The organism is Luteibacter sp. HA06 (assembly GCF_054061215.1).
Window position 1 is genome coordinate 4,563,407 of the sequence record NZ_JBSSDZ010000001.1, and the last position, 26,213, is coordinate 4,589,619.

General features: G+C 64.4%; 29 protein-coding genes and 1 pseudogene. 10 read left to right on the forward strand and 20 right to left on the reverse strand.

The window, feature by feature from the left end; genetic code table 11:
* Window positions 1-54: 54 nt before the first annotated feature.
* Together ACVWWJ_RS21125 and ACVWWJ_RS21130 are read left to right on the forward strand one after the other, a co-directional pair.
* Window positions 55-1,230, forward strand: coding sequence for a murein hydrolase activator EnvC family protein (locus tag ACVWWJ_RS21125; RefSeq protein ID WP_456969366.1), 1,176 nt, complete (start codon window positions 55-57; stop codon window positions 1,228-1,230).
* Window positions 1,231-1,244: 14 nt separating this feature from the next.
* Window positions 1,245-2,600, forward strand: coding sequence for a S41 family peptidase (locus ACVWWJ_RS21130; RefSeq protein WP_456969367.1), 1,356 nt, complete (start codon window positions 1,245-1,247; stop codon window positions 2,598-2,600).
* Window positions 2,601-2,664: 64 nt separating this feature from the next.
* Here ACVWWJ_RS21130 and ACVWWJ_RS21135 read toward each other — a convergent pair whose 3' ends face one another.
* From ACVWWJ_RS21135 to ACVWWJ_RS21155, 5 genes are all read right to left on the reverse strand, one after another.
* Window positions 2,665-3,297, reverse strand: a complete 633-nt coding sequence (locus tag ACVWWJ_RS21135) for a hypothetical protein (RefSeq protein ID WP_456969368.1) — start codon at window positions 3,295-3,297, stop codon at window positions 2,665-2,667.
* Window positions 3,298-3,301: 4 nt separating this feature from the next.
* Window positions 3,302-4,060: a twin-arginine translocase subunit TatC gene (gene tatC, locus ACVWWJ_RS21140; RefSeq protein ID WP_159889369.1), complete on the reverse strand. Its 759-nt coding sequence runs from the start codon at window positions 4,058-4,060 to the stop codon at window positions 3,302-3,304.
* The gene (gene tatB, locus ACVWWJ_RS21145; protein ID WP_456969369.1) at window positions 4,047-4,460 is read right to left on the reverse strand and encodes a Sec-independent protein translocase protein TatB; all 414 of its coding nucleotides are present in this window, start codon (window positions 4,458-4,460) and stop codon (window positions 4,047-4,049) included. The genes tatC and tatB overlap by 14 nt, the downstream gene beginning before the upstream one ends.
* A 13-nt stretch (window positions 4,461-4,473) precedes the next feature.
* Window positions 4,474-4,719, reverse strand: coding sequence for a twin-arginine translocase TatA/TatE family subunit (gene tatA, locus ACVWWJ_RS21150; protein ID WP_159889373.1), 246 nt, complete (start codon window positions 4,717-4,719; stop codon window positions 4,474-4,476).
* A 75-nt stretch (window positions 4,720-4,794) separates the two neighbouring features.
* Window positions 4,795-5,487: a lipid-binding SYLF domain-containing protein gene (locus tag ACVWWJ_RS21155; RefSeq protein WP_456969370.1), complete on the reverse strand. Its 693-nt coding sequence runs from the start codon at window positions 5,485-5,487 to the stop codon at window positions 4,795-4,797.
* A gap of 87 nt (window positions 5,488-5,574) precedes the next feature.
* On the opposite strand from ACVWWJ_RS21155, the gene hemH reads away from it, so the two are divergent.
* Window positions 5,575-6,696, forward strand: coding sequence for a ferrochelatase (gene hemH, locus ACVWWJ_RS21160; RefSeq protein ID WP_456969371.1), 1,122 nt, complete (start codon window positions 5,575-5,577; stop codon window positions 6,694-6,696).
* Entirely contained in the window at window positions 6,689-7,525 is an 837-nt protein-coding gene (locus ACVWWJ_RS21165; RefSeq protein WP_456969372.1) for an alpha/beta fold hydrolase, read from the forward strand. Before hemH ends, ACVWWJ_RS21165 begins: the two co-directional genes overlap by 8 nt.
* 90 nt (window positions 7,526-7,615) lie before the next feature.
* On the opposite strand, the gene cyoE is transcribed toward ACVWWJ_RS21165, so the two are convergent.
* From cyoE to ACVWWJ_RS21185, 4 genes are read right to left on the reverse strand one after another with little or no spacing between them, the layout of a single operon-like run.
* A complete protein-coding gene (cyoE, locus tag ACVWWJ_RS21170) occupies window positions 7,616-8,533 on the reverse strand; it encodes a heme o synthase (RefSeq protein WP_456969373.1) in 918 nt (305 codons plus the stop codon).
* On the reverse strand, window positions 8,530-9,681 hold the full coding sequence (locus ACVWWJ_RS21175; protein ID WP_456969374.1) for a COX15/CtaA family protein: 1,152 nt from the start codon (window positions 9,679-9,681) through the stop codon (window positions 8,530-8,532). The genes cyoE and ACVWWJ_RS21175 overlap by 4 nt, the downstream gene beginning before the upstream one ends.
* Window positions 9,681-10,247 (reverse strand): hypothetical protein, encoded by a 567-nt coding sequence (locus ACVWWJ_RS21180; protein ID WP_159889385.1) that lies wholly within the window; start codon window positions 10,245-10,247, stop codon window positions 9,681-9,683. Before ACVWWJ_RS21180 ends, ACVWWJ_RS21175 begins: the two co-directional genes overlap by 1 nt.
* On the reverse strand, window positions 10,244-10,975 hold the full coding sequence (locus ACVWWJ_RS21185) for an SURF1 family protein (RefSeq protein WP_456969375.1): 732 nt from the start codon (window positions 10,973-10,975) through the stop codon (window positions 10,244-10,246). Before ACVWWJ_RS21185 ends, ACVWWJ_RS21180 begins: the two co-directional genes overlap by 4 nt.
* Before the next feature lie 59 nt (window positions 10,976-11,034).
* On the opposite strand from ACVWWJ_RS21185, the gene ACVWWJ_RS21190 reads away from it, so the two are divergent.
* Together ACVWWJ_RS21190 and ACVWWJ_RS21195 are read left to right on the forward strand one after the other, a co-directional pair.
* Window positions 11,035-11,253: a twin transmembrane helix small protein gene (locus ACVWWJ_RS21190; RefSeq protein ID WP_036139356.1), complete on the forward strand. Its 219-nt coding sequence runs from the start codon at window positions 11,035-11,037 to the stop codon at window positions 11,251-11,253.
* Between the two features lie 75 nt (window positions 11,254-11,328).
* Window positions 11,329-11,751, forward strand: coding sequence for a hypothetical protein (locus tag ACVWWJ_RS21195; RefSeq protein WP_159889389.1), 423 nt, complete (start codon window positions 11,329-11,331; stop codon window positions 11,749-11,751).
* 16 nt (window positions 11,752-11,767) lie between these two features.
* On the opposite strand, the gene nadS is transcribed toward ACVWWJ_RS21195, so the two are convergent.
* The 7 genes from nadS to ACVWWJ_RS21230 form a co-directional block, all read right to left on the reverse strand.
* Window positions 11,768-12,052, reverse strand: coding sequence for a NadS family protein (nadS, locus tag ACVWWJ_RS21200; protein WP_456969376.1), 285 nt, complete (start codon window positions 12,050-12,052; stop codon window positions 11,768-11,770).
* Window positions 12,036-12,371, reverse strand: a complete 336-nt coding sequence (locus ACVWWJ_RS21205; RefSeq protein WP_159889558.1) for a type II toxin-antitoxin system RelE/ParE family toxin — start codon at window positions 12,369-12,371, stop codon at window positions 12,036-12,038. Before ACVWWJ_RS21205 ends, nadS begins: the two co-directional genes overlap by 17 nt.
* Window positions 12,372-12,624: 253 nt before the next feature.
* Window positions 12,625-13,518, reverse strand: coding sequence for a cytochrome c oxidase subunit 3 (locus ACVWWJ_RS21210; protein ID WP_159889393.1), 894 nt, complete (start codon window positions 13,516-13,518; stop codon window positions 12,625-12,627).
* 35 nt (window positions 13,519-13,553) lie between these two features.
* A complete protein-coding gene (locus ACVWWJ_RS21215; RefSeq protein WP_456969377.1) occupies window positions 13,554-13,679 on the reverse strand; it encodes a hypothetical protein in 126 nt (41 codons plus the stop codon).
* A gap of 3 nt (window positions 13,680-13,682) precedes the next feature.
* Window positions 13,683-15,296 (reverse strand): cytochrome c oxidase subunit I, encoded by a 1,614-nt coding sequence (gene ctaD / locus ACVWWJ_RS21220; RefSeq protein WP_159889395.1) that lies wholly within the window; start codon window positions 15,294-15,296, stop codon window positions 13,683-13,685.
* Window positions 15,297-15,328: 32 nt separating this feature from the next.
* On the reverse strand, window positions 15,329-16,228 hold the full coding sequence (gene coxB, locus ACVWWJ_RS21225) for a cytochrome c oxidase subunit II (RefSeq protein WP_456969378.1): 900 nt from the start codon (window positions 16,226-16,228) through the stop codon (window positions 15,329-15,331).
* 20 nt (window positions 16,229-16,248) lie between these two features.
* Window positions 16,249-16,731: a DUF2244 domain-containing protein gene (locus ACVWWJ_RS21230; protein ID WP_200851473.1), complete on the reverse strand. Its 483-nt coding sequence runs from the start codon at window positions 16,729-16,731 to the stop codon at window positions 16,249-16,251.
* 177 nt (window positions 16,732-16,908) lie between these two features.
* Here ACVWWJ_RS21230 and putA point away from each other — a divergent pair.
* The 3 genes and pseudogenes from putA (at window position 16,909) to ACVWWJ_RS21245 (ending at window position 21,518) form a co-directional block, all read left to right on the forward strand.
* Window positions 16,909-20,062 (forward strand): annotated as a pseudogene (gene putA / locus ACVWWJ_RS21235) (bifunctional proline dehydrogenase/L-glutamate gamma-semialdehyde dehydrogenase PutA).
* Window positions 20,063-20,323: 261 nt separating this feature from the next.
* Complete coding sequence (locus ACVWWJ_RS21240; RefSeq protein WP_456969379.1) at window positions 20,324-20,836, forward strand: hypothetical protein; 513 nt, start codon at window positions 20,324-20,326, stop codon at window positions 20,834-20,836.
* 142 nt (window positions 20,837-20,978) lie between these two features.
* Window positions 20,979-21,518 (forward strand): hypothetical protein, encoded by a 540-nt coding sequence (locus ACVWWJ_RS21245; protein ID WP_456969380.1) that lies wholly within the window; start codon window positions 20,979-20,981, stop codon window positions 21,516-21,518.
* A 101-nt stretch (window positions 21,519-21,619) separates the two neighbouring features.
* Here the strand turns inward: ACVWWJ_RS21245 and dcp are convergent, their stop codons facing one another.
* The 3 genes from dcp to bioD form a co-directional block, all read right to left on the reverse strand.
* Window positions 21,620-23,815, reverse strand: coding sequence for a peptidyl-dipeptidase Dcp (gene dcp, locus ACVWWJ_RS21250; protein ID WP_456969381.1), 2,196 nt, complete (start codon window positions 23,813-23,815; stop codon window positions 21,620-21,622).
* Between the two features lie 102 nt (window positions 23,816-23,917).
* Window positions 23,918-24,253: a hypothetical protein gene (locus ACVWWJ_RS21255; RefSeq protein ID WP_159889405.1), complete on the reverse strand. Its 336-nt coding sequence runs from the start codon at window positions 24,251-24,253 to the stop codon at window positions 23,918-23,920.
* A 36-nt stretch (window positions 24,254-24,289) separates the two neighbouring features.
* Entirely contained in the window at window positions 24,290-24,961 is a 672-nt protein-coding gene (bioD, locus tag ACVWWJ_RS21260; protein WP_159889407.1) for a dethiobiotin synthase, read from the reverse strand.
* 75 nt (window positions 24,962-25,036) lie between these two features.
* Between bioD and ACVWWJ_RS21265 the strand changes: the two genes are divergently transcribed.
* Complete coding sequence (locus tag ACVWWJ_RS21265) at window positions 25,037-25,525, forward strand: GAF domain-containing protein (protein WP_456969382.1); 489 nt, start codon at window positions 25,037-25,039, stop codon at window positions 25,523-25,525.
* A 15-nt stretch (window positions 25,526-25,540) separates the two neighbouring features.
* Here ACVWWJ_RS21265 and yihA read toward each other — a convergent pair whose 3' ends face one another.
* Window positions 25,541-26,185 (reverse strand): ribosome biogenesis GTP-binding protein YihA/YsxC, encoded by a 645-nt coding sequence (gene yihA / locus ACVWWJ_RS21270; RefSeq protein ID WP_159889411.1) that lies wholly within the window; start codon window positions 26,183-26,185, stop codon window positions 25,541-25,543.
* Window positions 26,186-26,213 lie beyond the last annotated feature (28 nt).

A 26,213-nucleotide genomic window follows, 5' to 3' on the forward strand; every position in this document is an offset into this window, starting at 1 on the left:
CCACCCTCTCGTCTTAACAGGCGACCCTCCCACCGGATAGGTAATAATCCCCCGATGCGCCCAATCCCCCGCCTCCCCCTCCTGCTCACGCTCGCCCTCGCCGCTGCCGCCGCCCCCATCCCGTCCGCCTTCGCGGCTCAGGACGCGAAAACGCGCACCGAACAGGAGGAGGCCCGGCAGAAGCTCGACGGCGTCCGCAAGGAGATCGAGGGCCTGGCCAAGGACCAGCGCGACACCGCCAACACCCGTGACAGCGCAAATGCCGCCCTGGCGAAGCAGGCCGAGCAGGTCTCGGCCGCGGCGAAGGCCGTCCGTGAGACCGACACCGATCTGGAAGCCCGCAAGCACGATCTGGCCCAACTGAATGAGCAGCGAGCGCAGATGCAGGCTGGTCTCGACAGACAGAAGGACGCACTGAGCGACCTGCTCCGGGCCACCTACACCCTCGGCCGCGGTTCGGACCTGCAGCTCCTGCTCGGCGACGAGGACGTCAACCGGATTTCCCGTGCGCTGGCCTATTCCCGCTACTTCCAGGAGAACCGGGTTGAGCGTATTCGCGGCCTGCTTGCGGATCTTTCCCGCCTGCAGGAGGTCGAAACCGCCATCACCGCAGAGCAGGACAGGCTCGAGGCGACCCGGACCGAGCGCGAGAAGCGCGCAGGCGAGCTGGAAAAGCAACGTAACGCGCAGCAGAAACTCGTGGCCGAGGCGGATTCGAAATACAAGGACCAGGCCCAGCGCATCGCCGCGCTGAAGCAGAACGAGCAGGACATGAACGCCCTGGTCGCCAAACTGCAGAAGGTGATCGACGAGGCCGCCAAGGCCGCCGAGCCGGCTCCCGCTCCCAAGGGCACGGCGCCCTCGGCGCCGCTTGGCAATTTACGCGGGAACCTGCCCTGGCCGACCAACGGGCCGGTGCACGCCTATGGCAGTGGCGTGATCATCGTCGCGGCGCGTGGCAGCGAGGTGAAGGCCGTGGCCCGTGGCCGAGTCGTCTTCGCGAACTTTCTGCGCGGCTACGGCATGATGATCATTGTGAACCACGGCAACGGCTTCATGAGCATGTACGGCAACAACGAAACGCTGCTGCACGGCGTAGGTGACATGGTCGAGGCTGGCGAAACCGTCGGCACGGCTGCGGCACCCGCCGGTGACAACGGCGCCTATTTCGAGCTGCGCCAGGGTGGAAAACCCATCGATGCGCGCGGCTGGCTCGGCAAACGGCATTGACCCCGGAGACAGGCATGCGTCAGCACCCCCTTCGTTTCGCCCTCGCGCTTGCCCTCGGCACCGTGGTGGTGATTCCCGTTGCCCAGGCCCAGCAGAAGCCCCTCAAGCAACCCGACGCGCCTGCGGCATCCTCGACCTCCGCCGCCGCGGTCGCCGCAAAGGCCGACGACACCGTCGACCTCGAAGACATCCGCAATTTCACGCGGGTCTACCAGATTGTCCGGCAGGCGTACGTCGAAAAGCTCGACAACAAAACCATCATGAAGGCCGCCATCAGCGGCATGCTCGAGAACCTGGACCCGCACAGCGAATACCTGGACAAGGATGGCCTCGACGAACTCGACGAGGACACGACCGGCCAGTACGGCGGCCTTGGCATCGAGGTATTGCAAGTCGAAGGCGCGCTGAAGATCGTCTCGCCGATCGACGACACGCCTGCGTCACGCGCTGGCATCAAGCCGGGCGACACGATCCTCAAGGTCGACGGCATGGTCATCGATAACCAGAACATCGACGAAGCCTTCAAGAAACTGCGTGGCGACCCCGGCAGCAAGATCACCCTCACCATCCTGCATGAGAAGTCGGACAAGCCGATCGACATGCCGCTGGTGCGTGAGCGCATCGCCGTCACCAGCGTCAAGGTACGCCAGCTCGATCCCGGCTACGTCTACATCCGCCTGAGCCAGTTCCAGGAAGACACGGCGACGGACATGGACAAGAAGCTCGGCGACTACATCACGAAGAACGGCGCTCCGAAGGGTGCGGTGCTCGACCTTCGTTCAAATCCCGGTGGCCTGCTGACCACAGCGGTCGCGGTCGCCGATGCTTTCCTCGATTCCGGCACCATTGTCACAACGAAGGGCCGCCTGCAGGACGCCAACCTCAACTTCGAAGCGCACCCCGGCGATCTGCTCAGGGGCGCGCCGATGATCATCCTTACCGACAACGGCACGGCTTCGGCGGCGGAGATCGTCTCCGGTGCGCTCAAGGACAACCATCGTGCACTGATCATGGGTCGCCGCACGTTCGGCAAGGGCGTGGTGCAGACCGTCCTGCCGCTGGACCAGGACCACGCGGTCAAGATCACCACGGCGCGCTATTACACACCCAACGGCACCTCGATCCAGGCCGAAGGCATCAAGCCGGACATCGCGCTCGCCGATCTCTCGGTGAACAAGAGCGATACACCGCCGCAGCTGATCGGCTCGGAAGCGGATCTGCGAAATCATCTGGCTAATGAGAAAGGTACGAAGGACGACAAGAATGCGTCCGACGACGATGGCAAGCTGGCTATCGAGGATTACGCGCTGTCGCAGGCGTTGAACGTTCTGAAAGGGATGGCGCTGAATCGGCAGGCTGGCGCGAAGTAGCCAAGCTGACTCGTTTCTCCCGCAACGCACCTGAAACCAACGACGTACGGCGGCGATAAGTGCGTTACCAGAACCTCCACCAAGGCCGATCTGCGCGGGCCTTCACGATGGCCCGTCGGACGCTCCACGGAAGCTCGGCCTTGCGTCCGGGCTTCAGCGCCTCGACCGGCGTCCATCCTTCGAATGCAGCCACGCCGTAAGCAGTCGCCGGCAACGCTTCGTCGAATGTGGTCACGCTGTGCGCGAGTTCGGGCGGCAAGAAATAAAAGTGGTCGACGTCCTCACGATCCGCATCAGTAGCATCCTGCAACGCTTCGATGCGCGCGTGGATGGCATCGAATGCCAGCGGAAGGTTGCCCTTTGAAGCGAGATGACGCGTGTCGTCCTGCTGTCCGTCGTGCTCTACCGTCCAGCTGCGCAGGCCGTCGACGTAGCACGCGGCGGTACTGACCAGTTGCTGATCATCCTGCTCGCAGGTGACGACCGTGCAGCCGCGCGACAGCGGCCGCAGCGATACCTCGGCGATCAGTGGCGATGCGAAGCGCGTGACGACGACGAACCAGCCCGAGGGTAGCGTGATGGCGTAGCCGCGGCGCGGATGCGACGTGGTCTCACCGTTGCGCACCAGTTCAAGCGCACCCAGCACGGTGTCTGCGTCCTTGCCTTTTACCGCGACCCAGCCGATCGACACGCCCATGGTGTTACTCCCTTTCGGGTGGTTTCAGCAGGAAGCGCACCGACAGCAGGCCCACTTCGTAGAGCAGGCACATCGGCACGGCCAGCATCACCATGGAGAGCAAATCCGGCGGGGTGATGAAGGCGGAGATGGCGAAGGCGCCGACGATGGCGTAACCGCGTCCCTTGCTGAGCTTCTGCGCATCGACGATGCCCATGGCGGCCAGGATCACCACGGCCACAGGCACTTCGAAGCACAGTCCGAACGCGAAGAACATCAGCATCACGAAATCGAGGTAATGCGTGATGTCCGTCATCATCGCCACGCCTTCGGGCGTGACGGCGTTGAGGAATTTGAAGGCCGCCGGCATCACAACGAAATAGGCGAACGCGCAGCCGGCATAGAACAGCACCAGCGAGGCGACCAGCAGCGGTCGCGCAAGCCGCTTCTCGTTCCGGTACAGGCCCGGGCTGACGAAGGCCCAGAGCTGGTAGATGATCATCGGCATGCTGATGAACAAGGCCACGAAGAAGGCCAGCTTCAGCGGCGTGACGAAGGGACTCGCCACTTCGGTCGCGATCAGGTGCGCGCCTTGCGGCATGCGCTCGACCAGCGGCTTGGCCAACTCGGCATAGAGGTGGTTGGCTACCGGCACGAGGGCCAGCAGCACCAGCAAGAGAACGACAACGGCGCGAAGAAGCCGGGAGCGCAGTTCGATCAGGTGGGAAAACAGGCCCTCTTCGATCGCGTCGTCGGCGGACGGACCAGGGTCAGCTGCGGTCATGCGGTTCATCCGTGGGCGGCGGGGTCACGCCGTGGGCCAGCGGCAGCATGTCACGTGCCGGGTCGGGCTCCCGGGGCTCGACCCGTGCCGTCTGGGTTTCGGTAAAGGTGTCACGGACGCGGTCGCCGGTCTGGCGGATGTCCTGGCCGGCACCGCGGATTTCGTTGCGAACGCTGTCATGCGCCGAGCGGGCGCTTTCTGCCGTCTCACGCAACGTGCGTTTGATTTCCTCGGCCTGGATCTCGCGCTCGACCTCGGCCTTGACGTTGTCCCAGCCATTGCGCATGCGGCGGATCAGCAGGCCCGCCGTACGCGCGGCGTGCGGCAGCTTCTCTGGGCCGAGCACGATGAGCGCCACTACCGCGAGCAGCAGCAATTTACCAAAGCTGATCTCGATCATGGCGCCGCCGGGATCACGGAGCGCGGTCGCGCGGCTCGGTGGATTCGGTGTGGACCGGCGGCACCTGGCCCGTTAACGGGGGATCCGCGCGCAGCTTCTCTTCGCGGTCACGGGCGGCCTTGGCCTCCTCGTCACCGTCCATGCCCTTCTTGAAGTCGCGCATGGCACCGCCCAGGTCCGAGCCGATGTTGCGCAGCTTCTTCGTGCCAAAGATCAGCACGACGACGAGCAGCAGGAGGACGATATGGGTAATGCTCATGAAAACCTCGCAGGCGCCCGCCAGGGCACCGATAGGACGGACCGGCGCCCTTGCGCGGCGCCGGATGGTTCAGATTCAGCGGTTAGTGTACTCCTCCAGCGTGTCGCGGAAATTGACGACGTACGCTGGAGCGTTGGTGACACCACCCGACTCAAAGATACGCCGGGGCGTCATGCCCGGGCCATAAACCTGCTTGTTGGTGTCGTCATCGATGCTGAAATGGGTGCCATCGAGCGCCACGCCGGCGAACAGACCCCTGGCCCGCGAATAGGTGTAGATCTCCGCCTTGAGCTGGCCGTCGGTCGCCGCGGTAGCCGAGCGGCCGACCGGGCCGGCGGCCGCGGAGGCGTTGGCGCCCAAGGTGAACTTGCCATCAATGATGCCATTCACGCCACGATCGGTGCGAAATACAAGGATGACGTCGGCTGACTGGATGCCAATCTGGAAACCGACTCCCGCACCGGCCATCGAGATGAAATTGGGGTTGGACCAGGTGCCGTCGGGGCTCTTGATCGAGATCAGGCCCTCGCCTTTCGCACCCGAGAACACGAAGCCGCCCTTGACCATATCCGGCAGCACGGCGATTGCCCTGGCGTTCTTGAGCAGGTCGGCCGGGAGCTGTTTGTCCGGCGCGTCATCCATGATTTCCTTCAGCACGCGCACCGCGTTCTCGGCCTGCTCCTTCGGTGGGTCAGCGGCCTGCGCCGCCGACACGGGCAGCAAGGCGAGAAGTCCGAGAACAAGCAGGCGGGAAAGACGTGGGGTCATCGCGTGGCTCCTTTCATACACATGACGGCTTCGGCGTCACACCGCGCTATGGCAGACTGCGGGAATTCCCGCGAGCGCCCGACGCCGATGCCAGGTACGCCAAACTATACCGGCCTTGCCGGCTATTCCCACGACACCCTGCCCTCGGTTGGTGTGCTGCTGGTTAATCTCGGTACACCTGCGGCGCCCACCGCCGCGGCTGTGCGCCCCTACCTCGCCCAGTTCCTTGGCGATCCACGTGTCATCGAGTATCCGCGCCTGCTGTGGCTGGCCATCCTGCACGGGGTCATCCTGCGTGTGCGGCCCAAGCGCTCGGCACATGCCTACGCACGGATCTGGACGGAGCAGGGCTCGCCGCTCCGGGTCGGCAGCGAGGCGCTTGCCGCCGCCCTGCAGGCAGAACTCGGCCGCCGTCGCCCCGGCCCGATCCGTGTCGCCCTGGCCATGCGCTACGGCAAGCCGGACGTGGCCGGAACGATCGCCCAGCTGCAACGCGAGGGCGTTCGCCGCCTGCTCGTGCTGCCGCTGTATCCGCAGTATTCGGCCACGTCGACAGGCAGCGTCTTCGATGCGGTGGCTGATACCGTGAAAGGCCTGCGCTGGCCGCCCGAACTGCGCCAGATCAACGATTACCATGCGGAACCCGGCTATATCGCCGCCCTGGCGGACAGCGTACGCGCGCACTGGGAGAAGAACGGTCGCGGTGAGAAGTTGCTCATGAGCTTCCATGGCATTCCCGAACGATACGTGCGCAACGGGGACCCTTATTTCTGCCAGTGCCATGCGACCGCGCGCCTGCTGCGCGAAGCGCTCGGCGTTTCCGAGGCCGAGGCGCCGATCAGCTTCCAGTCGCGTGTCGGCCGCGAACGGTGGCTGCATCCGTATACCGATGAAACGGTCAAGCAGTTCGGCGCCAAAGGGATCAAGCGGATCGACGTGATCAGCCCGGGCTTCGCCGTGGATTGCCTGGAGACCCTGGAGGAAATCGCCATGCAGAATGCCGACTTCTTCAAGGAAGCCGGTGGTCAGACACTGAACTACATCGCCTGCCTCAATGACACTCCGGGGCAGGTCGGGACGATCGCCGATCTCGTGCTCCGGCATACCCAGGGCTGGCCCGAGATGGCCGATGATTACGACGCAGCGGATGCCGCCCGCCGCCTTGCGGCCGCCCGCGAGCGCGCCCGGCAGGTGCGTGACGATGCGTGAATTGCGTATTTCCGTTCCCGGCCTGGAGCTGTGCGGCCTGGCCTGGGGCGAGCCGGACGCGCCGCCGCTGGTGCTCATCCACGGGTGGCTCGACAACGCGGCGAGCTTCGCGTTGCTCGCGCCGCTACTGGCCGAGCGCTTCCATGTCATCGCACTCGACCTGCCAGGCCATGGTCACTCCGGTCATCTGCCTGCGGGAACGATCTATCAGCACACCGATTACACCCGCGCCGTCCTGGCCGCCGTCGACGCGCTCGCGCTACCGCGCTTCCACCTGCTTGGCCATTCGCTTGGCGCCGGCGTAGCGACGATGGTCGCGATCGCTGCGCCGGAGCGCATTCGTGCCCTGGCCCTGATCGAGGGTCTGGGTCCGCTCGGTGATGATGGCTCGCGCACGCTCGACCGTTTTCGGGATGCCCTGGCGATCAAGGACACCGGTGATCGACCGCTGCGCATCTTTCCGTCGATCGATGATGCCGCCCGTGCCCGCGCCCTGGCCAGCGGGCTGGATGCGTCGCTCGCCCGGCATATCGTCGAGCGCGGCCTGCGTGAGGTGGAAGGCGGTTTTAGCTGGCGAAGTGATCCGCGCCTGTCGAAGCCGACGGCCATTCGCCTTGCCGAGACGCAGGTGATGTCGTTGTTGCTGGGGCTCGCAGCGCCGACGTCACTGCTGCTGGCGATACCGCATCCGCCGTATCTGGAGCCGGAAGCCTTGCAGGTGCGGATCGACTGCGTGGAGCAGATTGCCGTTACCCGTATGGACGGCGGGCATCATCTGCACCTGGAGCGGCCGGAAGCTGTTGCCGGCTGGTTGCGGGACGCGCTGTAGAGCATCGCCGCTGAAGCGGCTCCCACATGTCTGCGGCGTCCTGTGCATGTCTGCGGTGCCCTGTGTGGGAGCCGCTTCAGCGGCGATGCCCTAAACGACAGGCTCCAGGCGGAACGCCGGCTGCACCATCGGGTCGACCAGCCAGTGGTCGGCTAGCAGGAAGGCGAACAACACCATCAGGTAGACGATGGAATAGTTGAACATCTTCATGGCGAACAGCTCATCCGGCGGATTGAGCATGCGGATCGCGTACCAGAGGAAGCCTGCACCCAGGATCACGGCACCGAACAGGTAGATCAGCCCGCTCATGCCGGTGAAGAACGGCAGTAGGGTCACCACGCACAGCAGGATCGTATAGAACAGGATGTGCCAACGCGTGTACACCACGCCGTGGGTCACCGGCAGCATCGGCACCTGGGCGCGCGAGTAGTCGTCGACCCGGAAAATCGCCAGCGCCCAGAAATGCGGCGGCGTCCAGACGAAGATGATCAGCAGCAATTGCAGCGCGTACGGGTGTAGTGAACCGGTAACTGCCGTCCAGCCGAGCATCGGGGGTGCCGCACCGGCAAGACCGCCGATCACGATGTTCTGCGGCGTCGCACGCTTGAGGTACGCCGTGTAGATCACCGCGTAGCCGATCAGCGAGAAGAAGGTCAGCACCGCGGTGAGCATGTTCACCAGGAACACGAGCACCAGCATCGACACGATGCCGAGCGACATCGCGAAGACGAACACCTGCATCGGCGTGAGCTGACCGGTGGCCAGCGGGCGATGCGAGGTGCGCGCCATGATCTTGTCGATACGCTGGTCGATCAGATGATTGAACGCCGCTGCGGAGGCGGACGCCAGCCAGATACCGAGCGTTCCGAACACTGCCGCATGCCACGTCGGCAGGATCCGCTGGCCCGAAGCGTCCACGGCGAGGAACATGCCGATCACGGCGCAGAAGACCAGCAACGCGACGACGCGCGGCTTGGTCAGTTCGTAATATTGGCCGAGGATGCTCACAGTGACTCCGTCGTCGCGGGCAGGCGCTGCGTGCTGGCCAGGGCCGCGAGCAGGGTGAAAAGGAGCAGCGCCGCCACGCCATTGTGCGCCGTGGCGACAGGCAGCGGCAGGCCGAGATGCACATTGCCGATACCGAGAAGGACCTGGGCGATCAACACCACGCCAATGGCGATGCCGACCCTGCGCATGCCCGCTCGGGCCAGCTTGTGCGACAGCCACGCGAGGTAACAGAACGTCACCAGCGCGCCGATGCGATGCGCGAGCTGGATCGAGCTGCGCGCGGCCATGTCGAGGACCCCGCCTTCATAGTTCACACCGATACCCCGCCAGAGCACGAAGGCCTGCGGGAAATCGGTTTGCGGCCACCACTGGCCGAGGCACTTCGGGAAGTCGGTACCGCAGGCGAGCGCTGCGTAGTTCGAACTGGTCCAACCGCCCAGGGCGATCTGGCAGACCAGCACGACGATGCCGATACTCACCGGCGCACGCAGCGCGGTGAAACGATCGTCCGGCGTGCCTACGCGCCACCAGCGCATTGCGGCCCAGGCCAGCAGCGCGAATGTGGCGAGGCCACCGAGCAGATGGCCCATCACCACGATGGGCTTCAATAGCAGGGTCACCGTCCACATGCCGAGCATGGCCTGGAAGATGATGACCGCCAGAGCAGCTACGCCGATTTTCCACGCACCGGGCCTGTCGAGCGTTACCGCCGCAAGCAACGGCAGTGCGATAGCGAAGGCGGAAAGGAACGAAGACACGACATGCTCGCCGCGCATGTACATGACCACGCCGACCACGGCGAAGGCTGCGGCCAGCAGCACGGCAATCACGGCCATGCGTCGACGCCACGCCGAGATCAGCGCGATGGCCAGCACCATGAAACCAAGGCCACCGGCGAGGAAGCGATGCACCTGCTCGCGCCATGCCTTGTGGGTTTCGTAAGGCCGATCAGGGAAAGCCTCGTTCGCCTGCGCGATGTCCTGCGCATGGCCGGGCCAGCTCGCCTTGCCGTAGCAGGTCGGCCAGTCCGGGCACGACAGACCGGCGTTGGAGAGGCGCACGAAGGCACCGAACATCACGATGCAGAATGCGAACAGCGCAGCCAGCAAACCCAGCGTTCGAAGGATCTTCACGGTACGCGGCGGCATCAGCGGATCACCTTCTGCATGTCCTTGCGCAGACCGCTCGGATCGAAACCGGCAGGATAGAAGGACAGCGCGGTGCCGTTGGACTCGATGAGCACGGCGGACACGCTATCCGGCTCGGTCGGACGGAACTCGCCAAAGGTATTGCTGCCGTCACTACCCACCTTCCACGACGGCATGACGCCGTCAGCACCCGGTGCGGTCGGCGGCGCTCCGAGATAGAGCAAACGCAGGCGGTCCGCATTGGCGTTGAGCACGATGCGCGCGTTGCGCATCAGCGCCAGCGTCTGCAGGCAATGGTCGGCACAGCCCGGGCCCGGCAGGGCAATGAGGGTCAGGCGCGGCTCACTGTCACGCCATACCCACGGCTTGCCGTCGACGTCCACGCGCACGTCGTTGACGCTGCGCTGGGGAACGATCGGCCGACCGTTGCCCTTGCCTTCCGGTTGCCACCCGCTGAGTGTCAGCAGGCCCGCGGCGATGATGGGTGCAAGGAACACCAGCATGATCAGGACCAGCTTGATGCGGCTGCTACGGATGTTCTTCGTGGAGACGTTCGGATCGGTCATGGTTGCTCGGGCCGCTTCGGGCGTCGCTGGCGATGCAGGAGGACGAAGATCACCACCGCGGCAAGCGCGAAGGTGAACCACTGGAAGGCGTAGGCGCGATGACGCGCCGGCGGCATGAAGCCGGGCGTCCAGTCACGCGAGTAGATACTGGCCGGGTCGGCATCGAGCAGCAGCACGCGAGGATACAGGGCGCGGCCGGTGTCGGCGCCGATCTCCTTGAGGTCGACGTATACCATCGATTTTTCCGGCGTGTGCTGCTCCGGGAGGCGATCGCCTCCCAGCCGGACACCGACACCTGGCGAGGGTACATACAGGCCACGGATCGTCGTTTCACCCTGGGGCAGCGGCGGAAGGCGCGGATTGGCACCGGCTTCCTTGGCGAGGAAGCCGAGATCTACCAGCACGTACGGCACCTGCCCATGCGGCGAGAACGGCACATAGACATGGATGCCCACCTGCCCCGCGTGGGTCTGGTCGTCGAGGATGTAGGTGTGTCCGGGAACGAACTGGCCGTGCAGGGCCACGCGCGGGTAGCGATCCACCGGCGGTGCGTCGGCGATCATGCCGAAGTCTTCCACGGCGGCAGCGGCAGATGCGGCGTAGCGCCGCAGCAGCTCGTCCTTCTCGTCGGCGCGGTCCAGCTGCCAGATGCCAAGGCGCACGAACACCAGCACGCCCACGATGGTGAGTGCGACAGCGAACCACGTCGGACGACGCAAGAAGGTCATGCCAGACGCCCCGCGGCCACCGCTATACTCGGATTGTCGATATCAGGCGGAACGGTCACGTGGAAACCATCTATAAGTACGCGCTGGTGATCCTGCTGCTGGTTGTGCTCTTCAACCTTGGCCAGGCCCTGTTCTTCATGATGACCGACAAAGGCCAGAGCAAACGCACGGTATGGGCGCTTACCCGTCGCATTGGCCTGTCGCTGCTGCTCATCGCTATGGTCGCACTGGGCATCTTCATGGGCTGGCTGCACCCCCATGGGGTCGGCCAATTCTAACGCGCATGGCCGGGGGGCCAAGGCGCGGTGCGGCATTTGGTGCCGTGGACTAGCTACAGGGGGGGGGAACCAGGGATGACTTCCGAAACAAACAAGCCATTGCCTGGCGCGCTGTTCCTCGCGCTGATTCCGGTCGCCTGGCTGGGCCTTTCGGTCATCGTGACGGGCCTGGAAGGGACGTTCGGCATCTTCCCCAGCCGCTACGCGGCAGCGCTGAAGAGTTTTCACGACGCCTCACCGGCACTACTCACCGGTTGGGGCATCACAGCCGCGATGGCGGTCGGCGCCCTCCTCACCCGTGGTCGGCGGCCCTACGTCTGTGCCTTGTTCATGGCCTTGTTCCTCGTTGGATACGCTGGCCTCGCACCTGCAATGTACCAACGTGTCGCATTCGGCGTCTGGCTCGCAGGAATAGACGGAATCCTTGTCGTCGCGGGGATCTGGCAACTAACACGTGACCGCGGCGACGAACCAAATTCTCAATCGACGGGCGAGTAGGCCCGCTCACCTGTCATCAGGCCAGCGCCGCAAGCACGTGCTTGGGGTCTTTGTGAATGGCACGAAGAAGAGCCCGGGCCGGCCCCGTCGGCGCCCGCCTCCCCTGCTCCCAGTTCCGCAGCGTACCGACGTCAACGTCGAGCAGGAGCGCGAACTTCGACTGGGAGAGGCCCGTGGTTTCGCGAAGTGCTTTGACCGCGACGGGATCGACGTGAAACACACGGAATGGCTGGCGCTCACCCTTGAGGATTCCGTCCATTTCCTGGACGCTTTTCATCAGGTCTTCAAAGAATTTGCTCATAGCCTCGCTTCCAGGTCTCAATGATCTTTCGAAGCGCCTTGCGATGTTCCGGCGCAAGGTCTTCTCGTTCGTTCTTGGCGAAGATCAGTAGCATCGCGATGTGGGAGTGCGGCACGAAGTGGTAGTAAATCACCCTGGCCCCAGCACTTTTGCCGCGCCCTGCCATGGCGACACGGACTTTCCTCAGTCCGCCCGTACCTTCCATCACATCGCCGACATCGGGGTGCTGCGCGAGGTAGCCCTGAAGCCGCGCGTAGTCTTCATCCTCCAGCAACTCCGTAATCTGCCTGGTGAAAGCAGGCGTCTCTACGAAGATCACGCGACAAAAGTACGCCATTGGCGCACATGCGTCAATGGCGCACACCTCGCATTTCCGTGATTCATAACCGCTCCTTTTTCCGCGCGGGCTGCGCTGAAAGAAGCATCGGCATGCGGACGCAGCGCGGTCAGTGGGCGCTGCCCATGCGGACGTGAAGGTGCAGCGCTCCAGCGCCGAAAGACCTGACAGCGCCCACAAAAAACCCGCCTCACGGCGGGTTCTTCGATTCACATGGCAGCGCTCTTACGTCAGATCAAAGCACGTAAACAAACAGGAACAGCGCCAGCCAAACCACGTCGACGAAATGCCAGTACCAGGCGACGGCTTCGAAACCGAAGTGGTCGTCCTTGGTGAAGTGGCCCTTCGCGCAGCGGATCCAGATAATCGCCAACATGATCGTGCCGAGGGTCACGTGCATGCCGTGGAAGCCGGTGAGCATGAAGAACGTGGCGCCGTAAACGCCGCTGCCCAGCGTGAGGTTGAAGTGCTCGTACGCCTCGGCGTATTCGTGCGCCTGGAACCACAGGAAGCAGCAGCCGAGCAGGACGGTCGCACCGAGGCCAATCAGCAGTGCCTTGCGGTGACCGGCCTTCAACGCATGGTGCGCGATGGTGATGGTCACACCGGACGAAAGCAGGATCAACGTATTCAGCAAGGGCAGGCCCCAGGCCGCGATGGTCTGGAACGAGCCGCCGATCTTCTGCGGACCGCCACCGCCGTTCGCGCCCCACGATGCTTCATAACCCTGCCAGACGAACTGGTGGGTAAGCACGCCGTGGCCTTCGCCGCCCAGCCAGGGCACGGAGAAAATGCGTGCGTAGAACAACGCACCGAAGAAGGCGCCGAAGAACATCACTTCGGAGAAGATGAACCACATCATGCCCATGCGGAACGAGCGGTCCACCTGGCCGTTGTAGCTTCCCGCCATCGATTCACGGATGACCGAGCGGAACCAACCGAAGAACATGCCAAGGATCATGACGAAGCCGATCCAGAAGAGCGGCTTGCCAAAGGCACTGCTGTCGCCGGGCTGCGAGTTCAGCCAGTGCGCGGCACCGTACACGGTGACGAACATGGAGATCGCCGCCACGATGGGCCAGTAGCTCTTGCTCGGTACGTAGTAAACGTCTTGTTGCTGGTGACCCATGGTGGTTTCCCGTGGATGTCGCTTGGTTTAGCCGCTCAGACCTTCAGCATCTGCACGATCGAGAGAAGGAACACCGCGACCGCGAATCCGCCCGCGATCAGTGCGGTGACGCGGGCGCGCTTGAGGCGCGCCGCCATCTCGATGTCCGTCTTGTCCTGCATCGATCAGTGGTCCGTGTTGCCGTGGGCGAGCTCGTCGTCATGGATGACCGGCGGCACGTCGAAGGTGTGGAACGGAGCCGGCGACGGCACGGTCCACTCGAGACCCTTGGCGCCTTCCCACGAGCGATCCGCCGCCTTCTTCTTCGAGAAGAACACGCAGTGGATGATCACGCCGAGGAAGATGAGCTGCGAGGCGCCGAACCAGAAGCCGCCGATCGAGCTGATCATGTTGAAGTTCGCGAAGGCGACGTTGTAATCCGGGATGCGTCGGGGCATGCCCGCCAGTCCAAGGAAGTGCTGCGGGAAGAACAGCACGTTCACCGAGATCACACTGGACCAGAAGTGAATCTTTCCCCAGGTCTCGCTGTACATGTGACCCGACCACTTCGGGATCCAGTAATACGCAGCGGCCATGATCGAGAACGCGGCACCGGTCACGAGCACGTAGTGGAAGTGCGCCACCACGAAGTAGGTGTCGTGGTACTGGAAGTCGGCCGGAGCCAGGGCGAGCATCAGGCCGGAGAAGCCACCGATGGTGAACAGGATCACGAAGGCGATCGAGAACAGCATCGGGGTCTCGAAGGTCATCGAGCCGCCCCACATCGTCGACACCCAATTGAAGACCTTCACGCCCGTGGGCACCGCGATCAGCATCGTCGCGTACATGAAGAAGATCTCCGCGCCCATCGGCAGGCCCACGGCGAACATGTGGTGGGCCCAGACGATGAAAGAGAGGAAGGCGATGGAAGCGATCGCGAACACCATCGCGCGGTAGCCGAAGATCGGCTTGCGGGCGAAGGTCGGGATGATTTCCGAGATGATCCCGAATGCCGGCAGGATCATGATGTAGACCTCGGGGTGCCCGAAGAACCAGAAGATGTGCTGGAACAGGACCGGGTCACCGCCGCCGGCGGCGTTGAAGAAGTTGGTGTGGAAGTACTTGTCGGTCAGCAGCATGGTGACCGCGCCGGCAAGCACCGGCATCACCGCGATCAGCAGGAACGCCGTGATCAGCCAGCTCCAGACGAAGACCGGCATCTTCAGCAGGTCCATGCCGGGCGCGCGCATGTTGAGGATGGTCGCGATGATGTTGATCGCGCCCATGATCGAGCTGATGCCCATCAGGTGGATCGCGAAGATCACGTAGGCCACCGACTCGCCCTGCAGCGACAGCGGCGGGTACATCGTCCAGCCGCCAGCAGGACCGCCACCGGGCATGAACAGGGTGGACAGCAGCATGAAGAACGCGAACGGGAGAATCCAGAACGACAGGTTGTTCATGCGCGGCAGGGCCATGTCCGGCGCGCCGACCATGAGCGGGACCATCCAGTTGGCCAGGCCGACGAAGGCCGGCATGATCGCGCCGAAGATCATCACCAGCGCGTGCATCGTCGTCATTTCATTGAAGAAATACGGCTGCACGAGCTGCATGCCCGGCTTGAACAACTCCGCGCGGATGACCATCGCGAAGGCGCCGCCGATGAAGAACATCGTCAGCGAGAAGATCAGGTACAGCGTGCCGATGTCCTTATGGTTGGTGGACATCACCCAGCGCTGGAAGAACCCCTTCGGGGCTCCGTGGTGATCGTGGTGGTCGTGGGTGGCTGCGTGCGCCATAACCTTAAACCTCTACCTGATACATATGCGGATTAACCCTGGGGAGCCGGGGCGGGAGCGTTCTGGGCGGTCTGCGCGGCCTTCTTGATCGTGGCCTCGTCTTCCTGGGTCGCCAGCCATTGTTCGAACTCGGCCTTCGGCACGGCCTTTACGACGATCGGCATGAAGCCGTGGTCCTGGCCGCACAGTTCGGCGCACTGGCCGCGGTAGACACCGGGCTCCTTGATCTTGGTCCAGGCCGCATTGGCGATACCCGGGATCGCGTCCATCTTCCAGCCCAGTGCCGGCACCCACCAGGAGTGGATGACGTCGCCGCCGACAATGATGAAGCGGATCTTGACCCCGACCGGCACCACGAGGGGCTTGTCGACGTCGAGCAGATAGGTGTTGTAGCCGTCGACCTGGATCTTCTCCGGGTCGAGGTTGGACTTGAGCTGGCGGGTGCGGTCCGAGGACTCTTCCAGCTTGGACACGAAGCCGACCTTGTCGACGCCCTTGCCGCGGTAGTCGACGTAGTCGTAGCGCCACTTCCACTGGTAGCCGGTGATCTTGATGGTCATGTCGGCGCCGGTGGTATCGGCGAACGAGGTCAGGCCGCCCGTGGCGAGATTCGCCAGGAAGATCAGGATGATGACGGGAACGACCGTCCAGACAACTTCCAGCTTGGTGCTGTGCGCCCATTTCTCGGCGACCGCGCCGCGCGACTTCCGGAAGCGGAACATCGCGATGAACATGGCGCCGAACACAATGACACCGATGACCACGCACACCCACAGGGCGACCATGTGCATCGCATAGGGCGACCACTCACTCACACCCTGGGTCATGTTCATCTGGTTGGCGACGGGATTGCCCCATGCCTGCCCACCGAACAGCGCCATCGCGCCTGCCGTCCACGCCGAAACCGATCGTCCGATGCCGCCAGATGTCATGTCTTGCACCTTTAATGAACCTACCTGCGCGTCTGACTCGATACCTCGGCCAGCAGCACCATGAGTTTCCTTGACACCTCGACCCGTTCCTCTTCCCCGAGAAAGGCGCCGATTTCGAGCTCGTTGCCGTGCGACCTGAGCAACAGACGCTGACGTCCATCCCCCGGCGCCAGACCCACCCTGACCCAATACGTCTGGAAGCGCCGTACCCGATGCCCGGGTACCACCCTCACCTCCAGCGTATCCGGCCCGATGGCGATACGTTCACCCCTGTCGCCGGCCCTCCAGGCCGCGCCAAGCGCGAACCCCACGACGAAGGTTTCGATCAGGGCGAACACGGGAGCGAAAACATTCCCCTGCCACGCGCCGAACGACGCCGTCGCCAGGGCTATCGCCGCCAGACCCATGATCAGTCGACGCAGACCAAGCTTGTCCAGCGCACGGTTGGGCCTGAGCCACAACACGCGCGGCTGACCCGCGACGGTCGGTCGAAGCACGTTCATGGAAAGTCCAGCGTGCCTGGAACCCGAGGGATGATAGGGCGCTGGTCAAAATGCGGCAAGGTTGGGAAGGGACGTGTTGTCGCAGGCGGCGTGCCGCAGGGGCCTCCCGCCGTGCAACACACACCCGGGCCCGAGGTCCCCTACAATGGGCGGTCTCCCCATGCACCCCACTTCCCCGTGAACCCATCGATCCTCCGTCCCGAACTCCCGACTGGCGCCGAGCCGGCCCGCGCGCGAATCACGGCCGCCTGGCTGCGCGACGAAACCGAGGCCGTCAACGACCTCCTTGCCCAGGCGACCCTGCCCCCGACTGAGCGCGAGCACGTGATCGATGTCGCCGCCGGCCTGGTCACGCGCGTTCGCGCGCGCGCCAAGGACCAGAGCGCGGTCGAGTCCTTCATGCGCCAGTACGACCTCTCCTCCGAGGAAGGCGTCCTGCTGATGTGCGTGGCGGAAGCCCTGCTGCGCATTCCGGACAAGGCAACGGCGGACAAGCTCATCCGCGACAAGCTGGGTGAGGCGGACTGGAAGAAGCACCTGGGCCAGAGCGAATCGGTTTTCGTCAATGCCTCCACCTGGGGCCTGATGCTCACCGGCCACCTGGTGAACCTCGCCGAAGAGACCCGCCACGACTTCACCTCCGCCCTGCGCCGTCTGGTCGGTCGCGCGGGTGAGCCGGTCGTGCGTCTTGCCGTGCGCCAGGCCATGCGGATCATGGGCCACCAGTTCGTCATGGGCCGCACCATCAAGGAGGCCCTCGATCGCTCCGCCGAGAAGGAGCACGCGGTCTACCGTTACTCGTACGACATGCTCGGCGAGTCGGCGCTCACGCAGGAAACGGCCGAGCGCTACCAGCAGGACTACCGTGACGCGATCAATGCGCTCGGTGCCCGCGGCCCGTTCAAGAACAACCTCGAGGCCCCGTCGATCTCGGTGAAGCTCTCGGCGCTGCACCCGCGCTATGAAGTGGCCAATCGCGCCCGCGCCCGCATCGAGCTCGGCGCCAAGCTGCTCGAGCTTTCACAGCTGGCCTATAAGAACGGCATCGCGCTCTCGGTCGACGCCGAGGAAACAGACCGCCTTGAGCTCTCGCTCGACATCATCGGCGATGTCTTCGAGCATGCCTCGCTGGAAGGCTGGAACGGCCTGGGTATCGTCATCCAGGCGTACCAGAAGCGCGCTCCGTTCGTCATCGACTGGGTCACCGAGAAAGCCCGTGCCACCGGTCGCCGCTGGTTCGTGCGCCTGGTCAAGGGCGCCTATTGGGACGCCGAGATCAAGCGTTCGCAGGAAAACGGCCTCACCGGTTACCCGGTGTATACGCGCAAGCCGAACACCGATGTCTCGTACCTCGCCTGCGCGCGCCGCCTGTTCGCCGCCGGCGGGCGACGCCGTCTACCCGCAGTTCGCCACGCACAATGCGCATACGATCGCCGCGATCAACCACCTGGCGCAGGGTCGTCCGTACGAGAACCAGCGCCTGCACGGCATGGGCGCGGATCTCTACGCCGAGGTGATCGGCAAGGACAAGCTCAACGTGCCCTGCCGCGTCTACGCGCCGGTGGGCACGCATGAAGACCTCCTGCCCTACCTCGTGCGCCGCCTGCTCGAGAATGGCGCCAACACCAGCTTCGTCAACCGCGTGGTCGACGAGAGCGTGCCGGTGCGCGATCTGGTTGCCGATCCCTGCGAGACGGTGCGCGCCTTCGCCTCCATTCCCCATCCCCGCATCCCCCTGCCGGTCAATCTGTACGGTGAACTTCGGAAGAATTCCATGGGCATGAACTTCGCTAACGACAACGAGCTCCACGAGCTCGCCGACGCCGTCAACCGTCACAGTGGTCCGTGGACCGCCGCTCCGCTGGTCGCCGGTGGCGCCACGGCCGGCACGAAGGTCGAGGTCACCGATCCGTCGGATCGGCGCCGCATCATCGGTACCGTCGAGAACACCGATCCGGCCCTCGTCGATCGCGCCCTGACCGCCGCCGTGAAGGCCCAGCCTGCCTGGGACCGCCTGCCGGCTGCCAGCCGCGCCGCGATCCTCGAGCACGCTGCCGAGCAGCTCGAGCACAACCGCCCCGAGTTCATCGCGCTGTGCGTGCGCGAAGCCGGCAAGAGCCTCCCGGACGCCATCGCGGAAATCCGCGAGGCCGCTGACTTCCTGCGTTACTACGCGACGATGGCACGCCGCCTGTTCGGTCAGCCCGAACAGCTGCCCGGCCCCACCGGCGAGAGCAACCAGCTCTTCCTCAACGGCCGCGGCGTGTTCGTCTGCATCAGCCCCTGGAACTTCCCGCTGGCGATCTTCCTCGGCCAGGTGGCCGCGGCACTCGCCGCCGGTAACGCCGTGATCGCCAAGCCGGCCGAGCAGACCGCACTGATCGGCTACGCCGCGGTGAAGCTGCTGCACGCCGCTGGTGTGCCGACCGATGTCCTGCAGTACATGCCGGGCGACGGTGCCACCGTCGGCGCCGCGCTCACCCGCGACCCGCGCGTGGCCGGCGTAGCCTTCACCGGCTCGACCGACACCGCCTGGGCGATCAACCGCGCGCTCGCGGCACGCAACGCCCCGATCGCCGCGCTGATTGCCGAAACCGGTGGCCAGAACGCGATGATCGCCGACTCCTCGGCGCTGCCGGAGCAGATCGTCAAGGACGTGATCGCTTCGGCGTTCCAGTCCGCTGGCCAGCGTTGTTCGGCCGCGCGCGTGCTGTTCGTGCAGGAAGACATCGCCGACAAGGTCACCGCGATGCTCGCCGGTGCCATGGCGGAGCTGAAAATCGGCGACCCTGGCCTGCTCTCGACCGACGTCGGCCCGGTGATCGACAACGACGCACTGCAGATTCTCGTCGACCATGCCGCGCGCATGGACAAGGAAGCGAAGAAGATCGGCGAAGTGCCGCTCAACGACGCAACCGCGAATGGCACGTTCTTCGGTCCGCGCGCCTACGAAATTCCGTCGCTCGACGTGCTCACCCGCGAAGTGTTCGGCCCCGTGCTGCACGTGATCCGCTGGAAGGGCTCGGAGCTGGACAAGGTAGTCGAGCAGATCAACGGCACCGGGTTCGGCCTCACGCTCGGCATCCACAGCCGCATCGACGACACCATCGACTACATCCAGAGCCGTGCACGCGTCGGCAACTGCTATGTCAATCGCAACCAGATCGGTGCGGTGGTCGGCGTGCAGCCGTTCGGCGGCGAAGGCCTGTCCGGCACCGGCCCGAAGGCCGGCGGCCCGCACTACCTGCTCCGCTTCGCCGGTGAGCGCACGCTCACGATCAACACCACGGCCGCCGGCGGCAACGCGTCACTGCTCACCATCGGCGAGTAAGACCAAAACCATGTGGAGCCGCTTCGGCGGCGCCTACAACGAAAGTTATATTGCGCGCGGCCCCGTTATGTAGCTTGCTTGACGGACATCGCGCCGACCGGAACTCGGCGCCCATCCATCCTGGAGGGCCGCGACATGATGTTGCAGATGTCCGCTACACCGCTATCCCCTGCTGTCCAATCCGAAGTCCCGCGCCCGCGCCCCGCGGGCAAGATGTCGTCCCCACGGCCATCGTGGTACACCGCGAGCGTCCGGGAGTTCATGACTTCCCACCGGGACGGCACGTCCGAGCTGGGCAGACTGGCAGCACAGTCATGGGTAGAAAACTTTCGCGATGCCAGCCCTCGCACGCTGAAGGCGGGTGAGACGCTCGAATTGCCAGAGACCTTGGTCATCGCGGGCAACGCCGACGTCGTCATCGAATCGACGAACGACGGCTGCGTGGTGACAGGCATACGCGGCAGGCAGAATGAATGCCGCTTGATCTTTCGCCACGCCTACGACCGCGCGCGTTGCACCGTTCATGTGCCTGCCGGCGCCGTGGAATCGCGCATCACCTTCCTGAGATCACCCAGCCAGTCGTTGGCAGGGCCTGCGGAACTGCAGTCGTTTCATATCTGCCAGTCGCACCACGGTTCACGCGGCAGCGGCAGCGGCAGCGGCAGCGGATTCTCGACGACGCTGGACTACCAGGCCGAGGCGCTCAATGAAGTCCAGGGCATCCTGTGGCGAGGCGGCTTGCTGCAGATCTCGCGGATCAGTCTCGAGCTTTAGCGAGCCACGCACAGGTTTCGTAGCCGCCCGCACCGGCGAGGGCGGCCGCGCGTTGTCACGAGCAAGCCGGATCAAAGGATCGCCGCGAATCGAATTCATAGATCAGTCGCGGCGTGAGAGTTCTCTCAACAAGGAGTAGTCCATGCTCATGTCCTCCAGGCGCAATTCGGGCCTCACCCTGCCAAACCGCGGCCACTCGACCCACGCTCAGTCACCTCGCGGCGAACGCGGGGTATCGATCAACTTCGACAACTTGGGAGCAGGTGAGTTTGCCGCCGGCTCAACGCACGACCTCGCTCCAGGCGTCAAGATCTACGTTTCGCGGCAATTCGCACCTGCCGCGCTGGTAAACGTGGGGGCTGGAGACCAGTTCGTGTCGGGCATTGCGATCGCCTGCACCATTCCTGACTTTTTCACATCCGTCGTCCTTATTCTCGAGGAGCCCTGCACGCGTGCCTGGGTCTCGATCCGGTGGGGCGCCACTCCGTACTCTGCTATCGGTTACTGGAACAAAAAAATCGTCGACCCTGAACTCGATGAAGAGATCAGGGTCGATATTGAGCCGTCGCCATCCACGGGGCGGGAGGTCGCGATCGTACCCGAAGGCGGTAATCTGATATGGGCTGTCGGCTTCTCGGTTGGAATGGACGACCGCATCGACAACATTTTCGCCGTGAGCTGACAGCTCGGGCAGGCCGCGGAAATCTACCCCGACCCGTCTGACCCGTCGGCTAATCTCAGGAAAAAAGGGCGGCATTATTCGCCGCCCGATTTCCAGCAGATTCACTTCAAGCCACGATCCTTCAACATCGGCTCGATGCTCGGCTCCTTGCCGCGGAAGTCGCGGTAGAGCTTGCCGAGCTCTTCGGTGTTGCCGCGCGAGAGGATCTTGTCGCGGAAGATCTGGCCGTTCTCGCGGGTAAGGCCGCCGTGCTCCTTGAACCACTCGAACGCATCGGAATCGAGCATCTGGGTCCACAGGTAGGCGTAGTAACCGGCGGCGTAACCATTACCCCAGATGTGCTGGAAGTAGCTGGAGCGATAGCGCGGGGGAACCTGGGCGAGGGTGAAGCCGGCTTTCTTCAGCGCGTCGGCCTCGAACTTGTCGACATCCTGCTTCGGCGCGCCCGGCGCGATCATGTGCCACTGCATGTCGAGCAACGCGGCCGAAATGAGTTCGCTCATCGCGTAACCCTGGTTGAAGCTCTTCGCCTTCTTGATCTTCTCGACCAGTTCGTCCGGCATGGGCGCGCCGGTCTGGTAGTGCTTGGCGTAATTGGCAAAGACCTTCGGATCGGAAGCCCACTGCTCGTTGAACTGCGACGGGAATTCGACGAAGTCGCGCGCGGTGTTCGCACCGGACAGCGACGGGTACTGCGCGGCGGCGAACATGCCGTGCAATGCGTGGCCAAACTCATGGAACATGGTGGTCACGTCGTCGAACGACAGCAGCGCAGGCTGCCCGGCGGCCGGCTTGGTGAAGTTGGCGACGTTGTACACCACCGGCTTGGTGCCGAACAGCTTCGACTGGTCGACGAAGTTGCTCATCCACGCGCCGCCGTTCTTGTTGTCACGCTTGAAGTAGTCGCAATAGAACAGCGCCATCGAGGTGCCGTCCTTGTCGAACACCTCGAACACGCGCACATCCGGCTGATACACCGGAATGTCCTTGCGCTCCTTGAAGGTCAGGCCGTAGAGCTGGTTGGCCGCATAGAACACACCGTTTTGCAGAACGTTGTCGAGTTCGAAGTACGGCTTGATCTGCGATTCGTCGAGGTCGTATTTCGCCTTGCGGACCTTCTCGGCGTAGTGGTCCCAGTCCCAGGCCTGGACCTGAAAGCCACCCTTGTCCTGGTCGATCACCTGCTGGATATCCTTCGACTCCGCCGTGGCGCGGGCGACGGCGGCGGGCACGAGACGCTCCATGAACTTCTCGGCGGCGGCCGGCGTCTTGGCCATCTGGTCGTCGAGCTTCCAGGCAGCGTAGTTCGGGAAACCGAGCAGCTTCGCGCGGTCCGCGCGGACCTGGGCAATACGCGTGATGATCTCGCGCGTGTCGTTGGCATCACCGTGTTCGGCGCGGTCGAACGAGGCCTTGAACAGCTTCTCACGGGTGTCGCGGTCGTTCATACCCTGCAGGGCCGGCTGCTGCGTGGTGTTCTGCAGCGTGACGACGTACTTGCCGTCGAGCTTGCGGTCCTTCGCGGCGGCCGTGGCCGCTTCGATGTCGGCGTCCGACATGCCGTCCAGCGCCTTCTTGTCGTCGACGACCAGCGCGCCCGCCTTGGTCGCCGCGAGCAGCACATTGGTGAACCTGGTGCTGAGGGTCGATTCTTCCTTGTTGAGGTCCTTCAGCTTGGTCTTGTCGGCTTCGGACAACTTGGCGCCGGCGTGCACGAAGTCGTCATAGGTGACCTGAAGCAGGCGTGCGGACTCCGGATCGAGCTTGAGCGAAGCGCGCTTTTCATAAAGGGTTTCGACGCGCTTGAACAGCTTGTCGTTGAGATACATCGCATCGCTGTGCGCTGCCAGCTTCGGGGAGATGTCCTCGTCCACCTTCTGCAGGGTGTCGTTCGTATTGGCGCCGGTCAGCGCACTGAACACGTTCTGTGCTCGCTTGAGCAGCACACCCGACTTCTCGAAGGCGACGATGGTGTTGTCGAAGGTGGGCGCTTCGGCCGAATTTGCGATGGCCTCGACTTCGGCCAGCTGCTGCTTCATGCCTTCTTCGAGGGCCGGCTGGAAGTCGGCATCCACGATCTTGTCGAACGGCGGCGCCTGGAACGGCAGCTCGCTCTGGGTCAACAGGGGATTCACGTGGGCGGCAGGGGCAGCGCTCGCGGTGGTCGCAGCGGCCGCGGGCGCGGAGCCAGCAGGCGCAGGCGTGGGTGCCACGGCCTTGTCGGCGTCGTTCGACGACGAGCAGGCGGCGGTGAGGGCGATCGAAGTGGCGATCACGAGGCTACGTACCTTCAGCATGGGCAACGAATCCCTGACGGTGGGCAAAGCGGCGACTCTAGCGGCGCAGGGCCGCCGAGGACAACCGCCATCGGTCAGGGGGTTTGCAGAGGGAGGCCGGGATCAGCGGGTGTCGCGCAGTTCCCAGCTCGACCCGATCAGCAGGTTCAGGCGATGCTTGACGATGCGCATGGGCAGGCTGGTCGTCAGCTGCACGTCCGTACGGTCGTTCGAAAGCTCGCCCTTTGCCGACGCACTGCCGTCGGTGACGCCAAGGCTGGGGTCGACCTCGTCCGGCTCGGGCTGTTTGGCGCGCCAGCGCTGGAAGAGGCTGTCGCTGCGCATGGCGTCGGCGATGTCGGCGGCCAGCTTTTCCGGGCCGATGCCTTCGAAGGAAAGGTCAGGGTCGGGACCCTTCGCCTTGCTCATGTCTTTTACGGAAAGGAAATAGGTCGTCATGGCGTCCTAGTTAAGCTGGAGGGCGTGAATTTGCCGTCAGGCGAGCAGATCCAGGTCGAGAAGCAACGCCGCATCCCGGGGCGCAACGCGATGCGGCAGCACGCCGATGCAGGGCGCAGGCAACAGTTCGCGCAGCGTGGCGATGTTCTCCTCGCGCAGTGGCATGTCCGATTCGACGACGTTGGCGACCCAACCGGCGAGGGTGCAACCATCCGCCACGATGGCCCGCGCAGTGAGGCGCGCATGACTGATGCAGCCAAGGCGAATGCCCACCACGAGAATCACGGGGAGGTTCCAGCGACGTGGAATGTCCTCGGTCGACATGCCTTCACCCAGCGGCACCATCCATCCGCCCACGCCTTCGACGATCACCCGGTCGTAGTCGCGGGTGAGCGTCGCGAACGCGGCATCCAGCGGCGGCCACGTGATCGGTTGGCGTGCGCGCGCCGCGGCCAGATGCGGCGCGACCGCTTCTTCCAGCGCAAGGGGATTGACCAGGTCGTAGGGCGGGGGCGGCGTGCTTGCCCCCAACAGGTCGAGGGCATCCTGGTTGCGCAGGCCGTCCGCATGGCGGGCGGATCCGCTGGCGATCGGTTTCATGCCCGCCACGCGTTCGCCTTGTTCGCGGAAGGCGTAGACCAGGGTCTGCGCGCCATGGGTCTTGCCGATGCCGGTATCGGTGCCGGCCACGAAGAAATGTCGCGACATGGGAGCCTGGAGCCTTGCGGGAACGGGGACGTGGCACCATACACGGTCCCAGATACCGACTCACCGGATACCGCCATGTTCGAAGCCAAGGCCATCGCCACCGACCACAAAGCCACCCTGTACGCGGAGCTGGTGCAGCAAGCCCAGGGCCTGCTGGCGGGCGAGCCGGACATGATCGCCAATGCCGCGAACTTCGCCGCGCTCGTGTTCGACGCCGTGCCGGACATCAACTGGGCGGGCTTCTATCTGTTCGACGGCAAGGAACTGGTCGTCGGTCCGTTCCAGGGCAAGCCGGCCTGCATCCGGATCGCGATCGGTCGCGGTGTCTGCGGCACGGCCGCGCAAACCCGCGAAACCCAGCTGATCCGCGACGTCCACGAGTTCGCCGGGCACATCGCCTGCGACGCCGCGTCCAATTCGGAGATCGTCGTGCCCCTGGTCAAGGCCGACGGCAGCCTGCTCGGCGTATGGGACGTGGATAGCCCGTCCATCGCACGCTTCGACGACGAAGACCGCAAGGGCATGGAAGCACTCTGCCGCGTCTTCATGGCCACGCTGGCCTGAGCCCGGGCGGCAGCCTCAGAGTTCGTGCGGGCGCGGCGTAGCCAGTAGTTCCATGACGCGCGCGCGGGCTTCGTCGACGCCGGTCTTGGCGCTCGAGGAAAAGACCTGCGCCGTACCGGGCACGTTGGTGTCGCGGAAATGCTTGCGCATGGCGTCCAGTGCTTTCTGGGCCTGGCTGCGCGAGATCTTGTCGGCCTTGGTCAGCAGCACATGGCAGGGCAGCTGGGTGTCGGCGCAGAACTGCAGCATCGTCGCGTCGAACTCCTTGAGTTCGTGGCGGATATCGACGATGAGCACGATACCGCGCAGGCTGCGACGCATTTTCAGGTAGGCGTCGATCTCACCGCGCCAGTGCTTGCGCATGGCTTCGGGCACTTTCGCGTAGCCATAGCCGGGAAGATCGACCAGGCGGCAGTCGAGCGGCTCGGCACCTTCGGTCTTCAGTCGTGGCAGGTCGAACACGACCATCAGCTGGGTGCGCCCCGGGGTCTTCGAGGTACGCGCCAGGGCGTTATGCCCCGTCAGCGCGTTCAGTGCGCTCGACTTGCCAGCGTTGGAGCGTCCGGCAAAAGCCACTTCGGCCCCTTGGTCGAAGGGCAGCTGGACGATTTCGTGGGCGGCCAGGACGAAGGTCGCGCCGTTGAGCGGATTGGAAGACATGGGGGGATAGCCCGCCGGGCGGGAAAAA

Coding starts and splice junctions, on each gene's coding strand:
- ACVWWJ_RS21230 (WP_200851473.1), bottom strand. CDS start 16,731: ATGAACGTGCTTCGACCGACCGTCGCGGGTCAGCCGCGCGTGTTGTGG.
- ACVWWJ_RS21175 (WP_456969374.1), bottom strand. CDS start 9,681: ATGCCGCCGCGTACCGTGAAGATCCTTCGAACGCTGGGTTTGCTGGCT.
- dcp (WP_456969381.1), bottom strand. CDS start 23,815: ATGCTGAAGGTACGTAGCCTCGTGATCGCCACTTCGATCGCCCTCACC.
- ACVWWJ_RS21240 (WP_456969379.1), top strand. CDS start 20,324: ATGACTTCCCACCGGGACGGCACGTCCGAGCTGGGCAGACTGGCAGCA.
- hemH (WP_456969371.1), top strand. CDS start 5,575: ATGCCAGGTACGCCAAACTATACCGGCCTTGCCGGCTATTCCCACGAC.
- ACVWWJ_RS21165 (WP_456969372.1), top strand. CDS start 6,689: ATGCGTGAATTGCGTATTTCCGTTCCCGGCCTGGAGCTGTGCGGCCTG.
- bioD (WP_159889407.1), bottom strand. CDS start 24,961: ATGTCGCGACATTTCTTCGTGGCCGGCACCGATACCGGCATCGGCAAG.
- ACVWWJ_RS21215 (WP_456969377.1), bottom strand. CDS start 13,679: ATGCAGGACAAGACGGACATCGAGATGGCGGCGCGCCTCAAGCGCGCC.
- tatA (WP_159889373.1), bottom strand. CDS start 4,719: ATGAGCATTACCCATATCGTCCTCCTGCTGCTCGTCGTCGTGCTGATC.
- ACVWWJ_RS21255 (WP_159889405.1), bottom strand. CDS start 24,253: ATGACGACCTATTTCCTTTCCGTAAAAGACATGAGCAAGGCGAAGGGT.
- ACVWWJ_RS21130 (WP_456969367.1), top strand. CDS start 1,245: ATGCGTCAGCACCCCCTTCGTTTCGCCCTCGCGCTTGCCCTCGGCACC.
- yihA (WP_159889411.1), bottom strand. CDS start 26,185: ATGTCTTCCAATCCGCTCAACGGCGCGACCTTCGTCCTGGCCGCCCAC.
- ACVWWJ_RS21125 (WP_456969366.1), top strand. CDS start 55: ATGCGCCCAATCCCCCGCCTCCCCCTCCTGCTCACGCTCGCCCTCGCC.
- ACVWWJ_RS21180 (WP_159889385.1), bottom strand. CDS start 10,247: ATGACCGATCCGAACGTCTCCACGAAGAACATCCGTAGCAGCCGCATC.
- nadS (WP_456969376.1), bottom strand. CDS start 12,052: ATGAGCAAATTCTTTGAAGACCTGATGAAAAGCGTCCAGGAAATGGAC.
- ctaD (WP_159889395.1), bottom strand. CDS start 15,296: ATGGCGCACGCAGCCACCCACGACCACCACGATCACCACGGAGCCCCG.
- ACVWWJ_RS21155 (WP_456969370.1), bottom strand. CDS start 5,487: ATGACCCCACGTCTTTCCCGCCTGCTTGTTCTCGGACTTCTCGCCTTG.
- ACVWWJ_RS21210 (WP_159889393.1), bottom strand. CDS start 13,518: ATGGGTCACCAGCAACAAGACGTTTACTACGTACCGAGCAAGAGCTAC.
- ACVWWJ_RS21245 (WP_456969380.1), top strand. CDS start 20,979: ATGCTCATGTCCTCCAGGCGCAATTCGGGCCTCACCCTGCCAAACCGC.
- ACVWWJ_RS21135 (WP_456969368.1), bottom strand. CDS start 3,297: ATGGGCGTGTCGATCGGCTGGGTCGCGGTAAAAGGCAAGGACGCAGAC.
- tatC (WP_159889369.1), bottom strand. CDS start 4,060: ATGACCGCAGCTGACCCTGGTCCGTCCGCCGACGACGCGATCGAAGAG.
- tatB (WP_456969369.1), bottom strand. CDS start 4,460: ATGATCGAGATCAGCTTTGGTAAATTGCTGCTGCTCGCGGTAGTGGCG.
- ACVWWJ_RS21185 (WP_456969375.1), bottom strand. CDS start 10,975: ATGACCTTCTTGCGTCGTCCGACGTGGTTCGCTGTCGCACTCACCATC.
- ACVWWJ_RS21195 (WP_159889389.1), top strand. CDS start 11,329: ATGACTTCCGAAACAAACAAGCCATTGCCTGGCGCGCTGTTCCTCGCG.
- coxB (WP_456969378.1), bottom strand. CDS start 16,228: ATGACATCTGGCGGCATCGGACGATCGGTTTCGGCGTGGACGGCAGGC.
- ACVWWJ_RS21265 (WP_456969382.1), top strand. CDS start 25,037: ATGTTCGAAGCCAAGGCCATCGCCACCGACCACAAAGCCACCCTGTAC.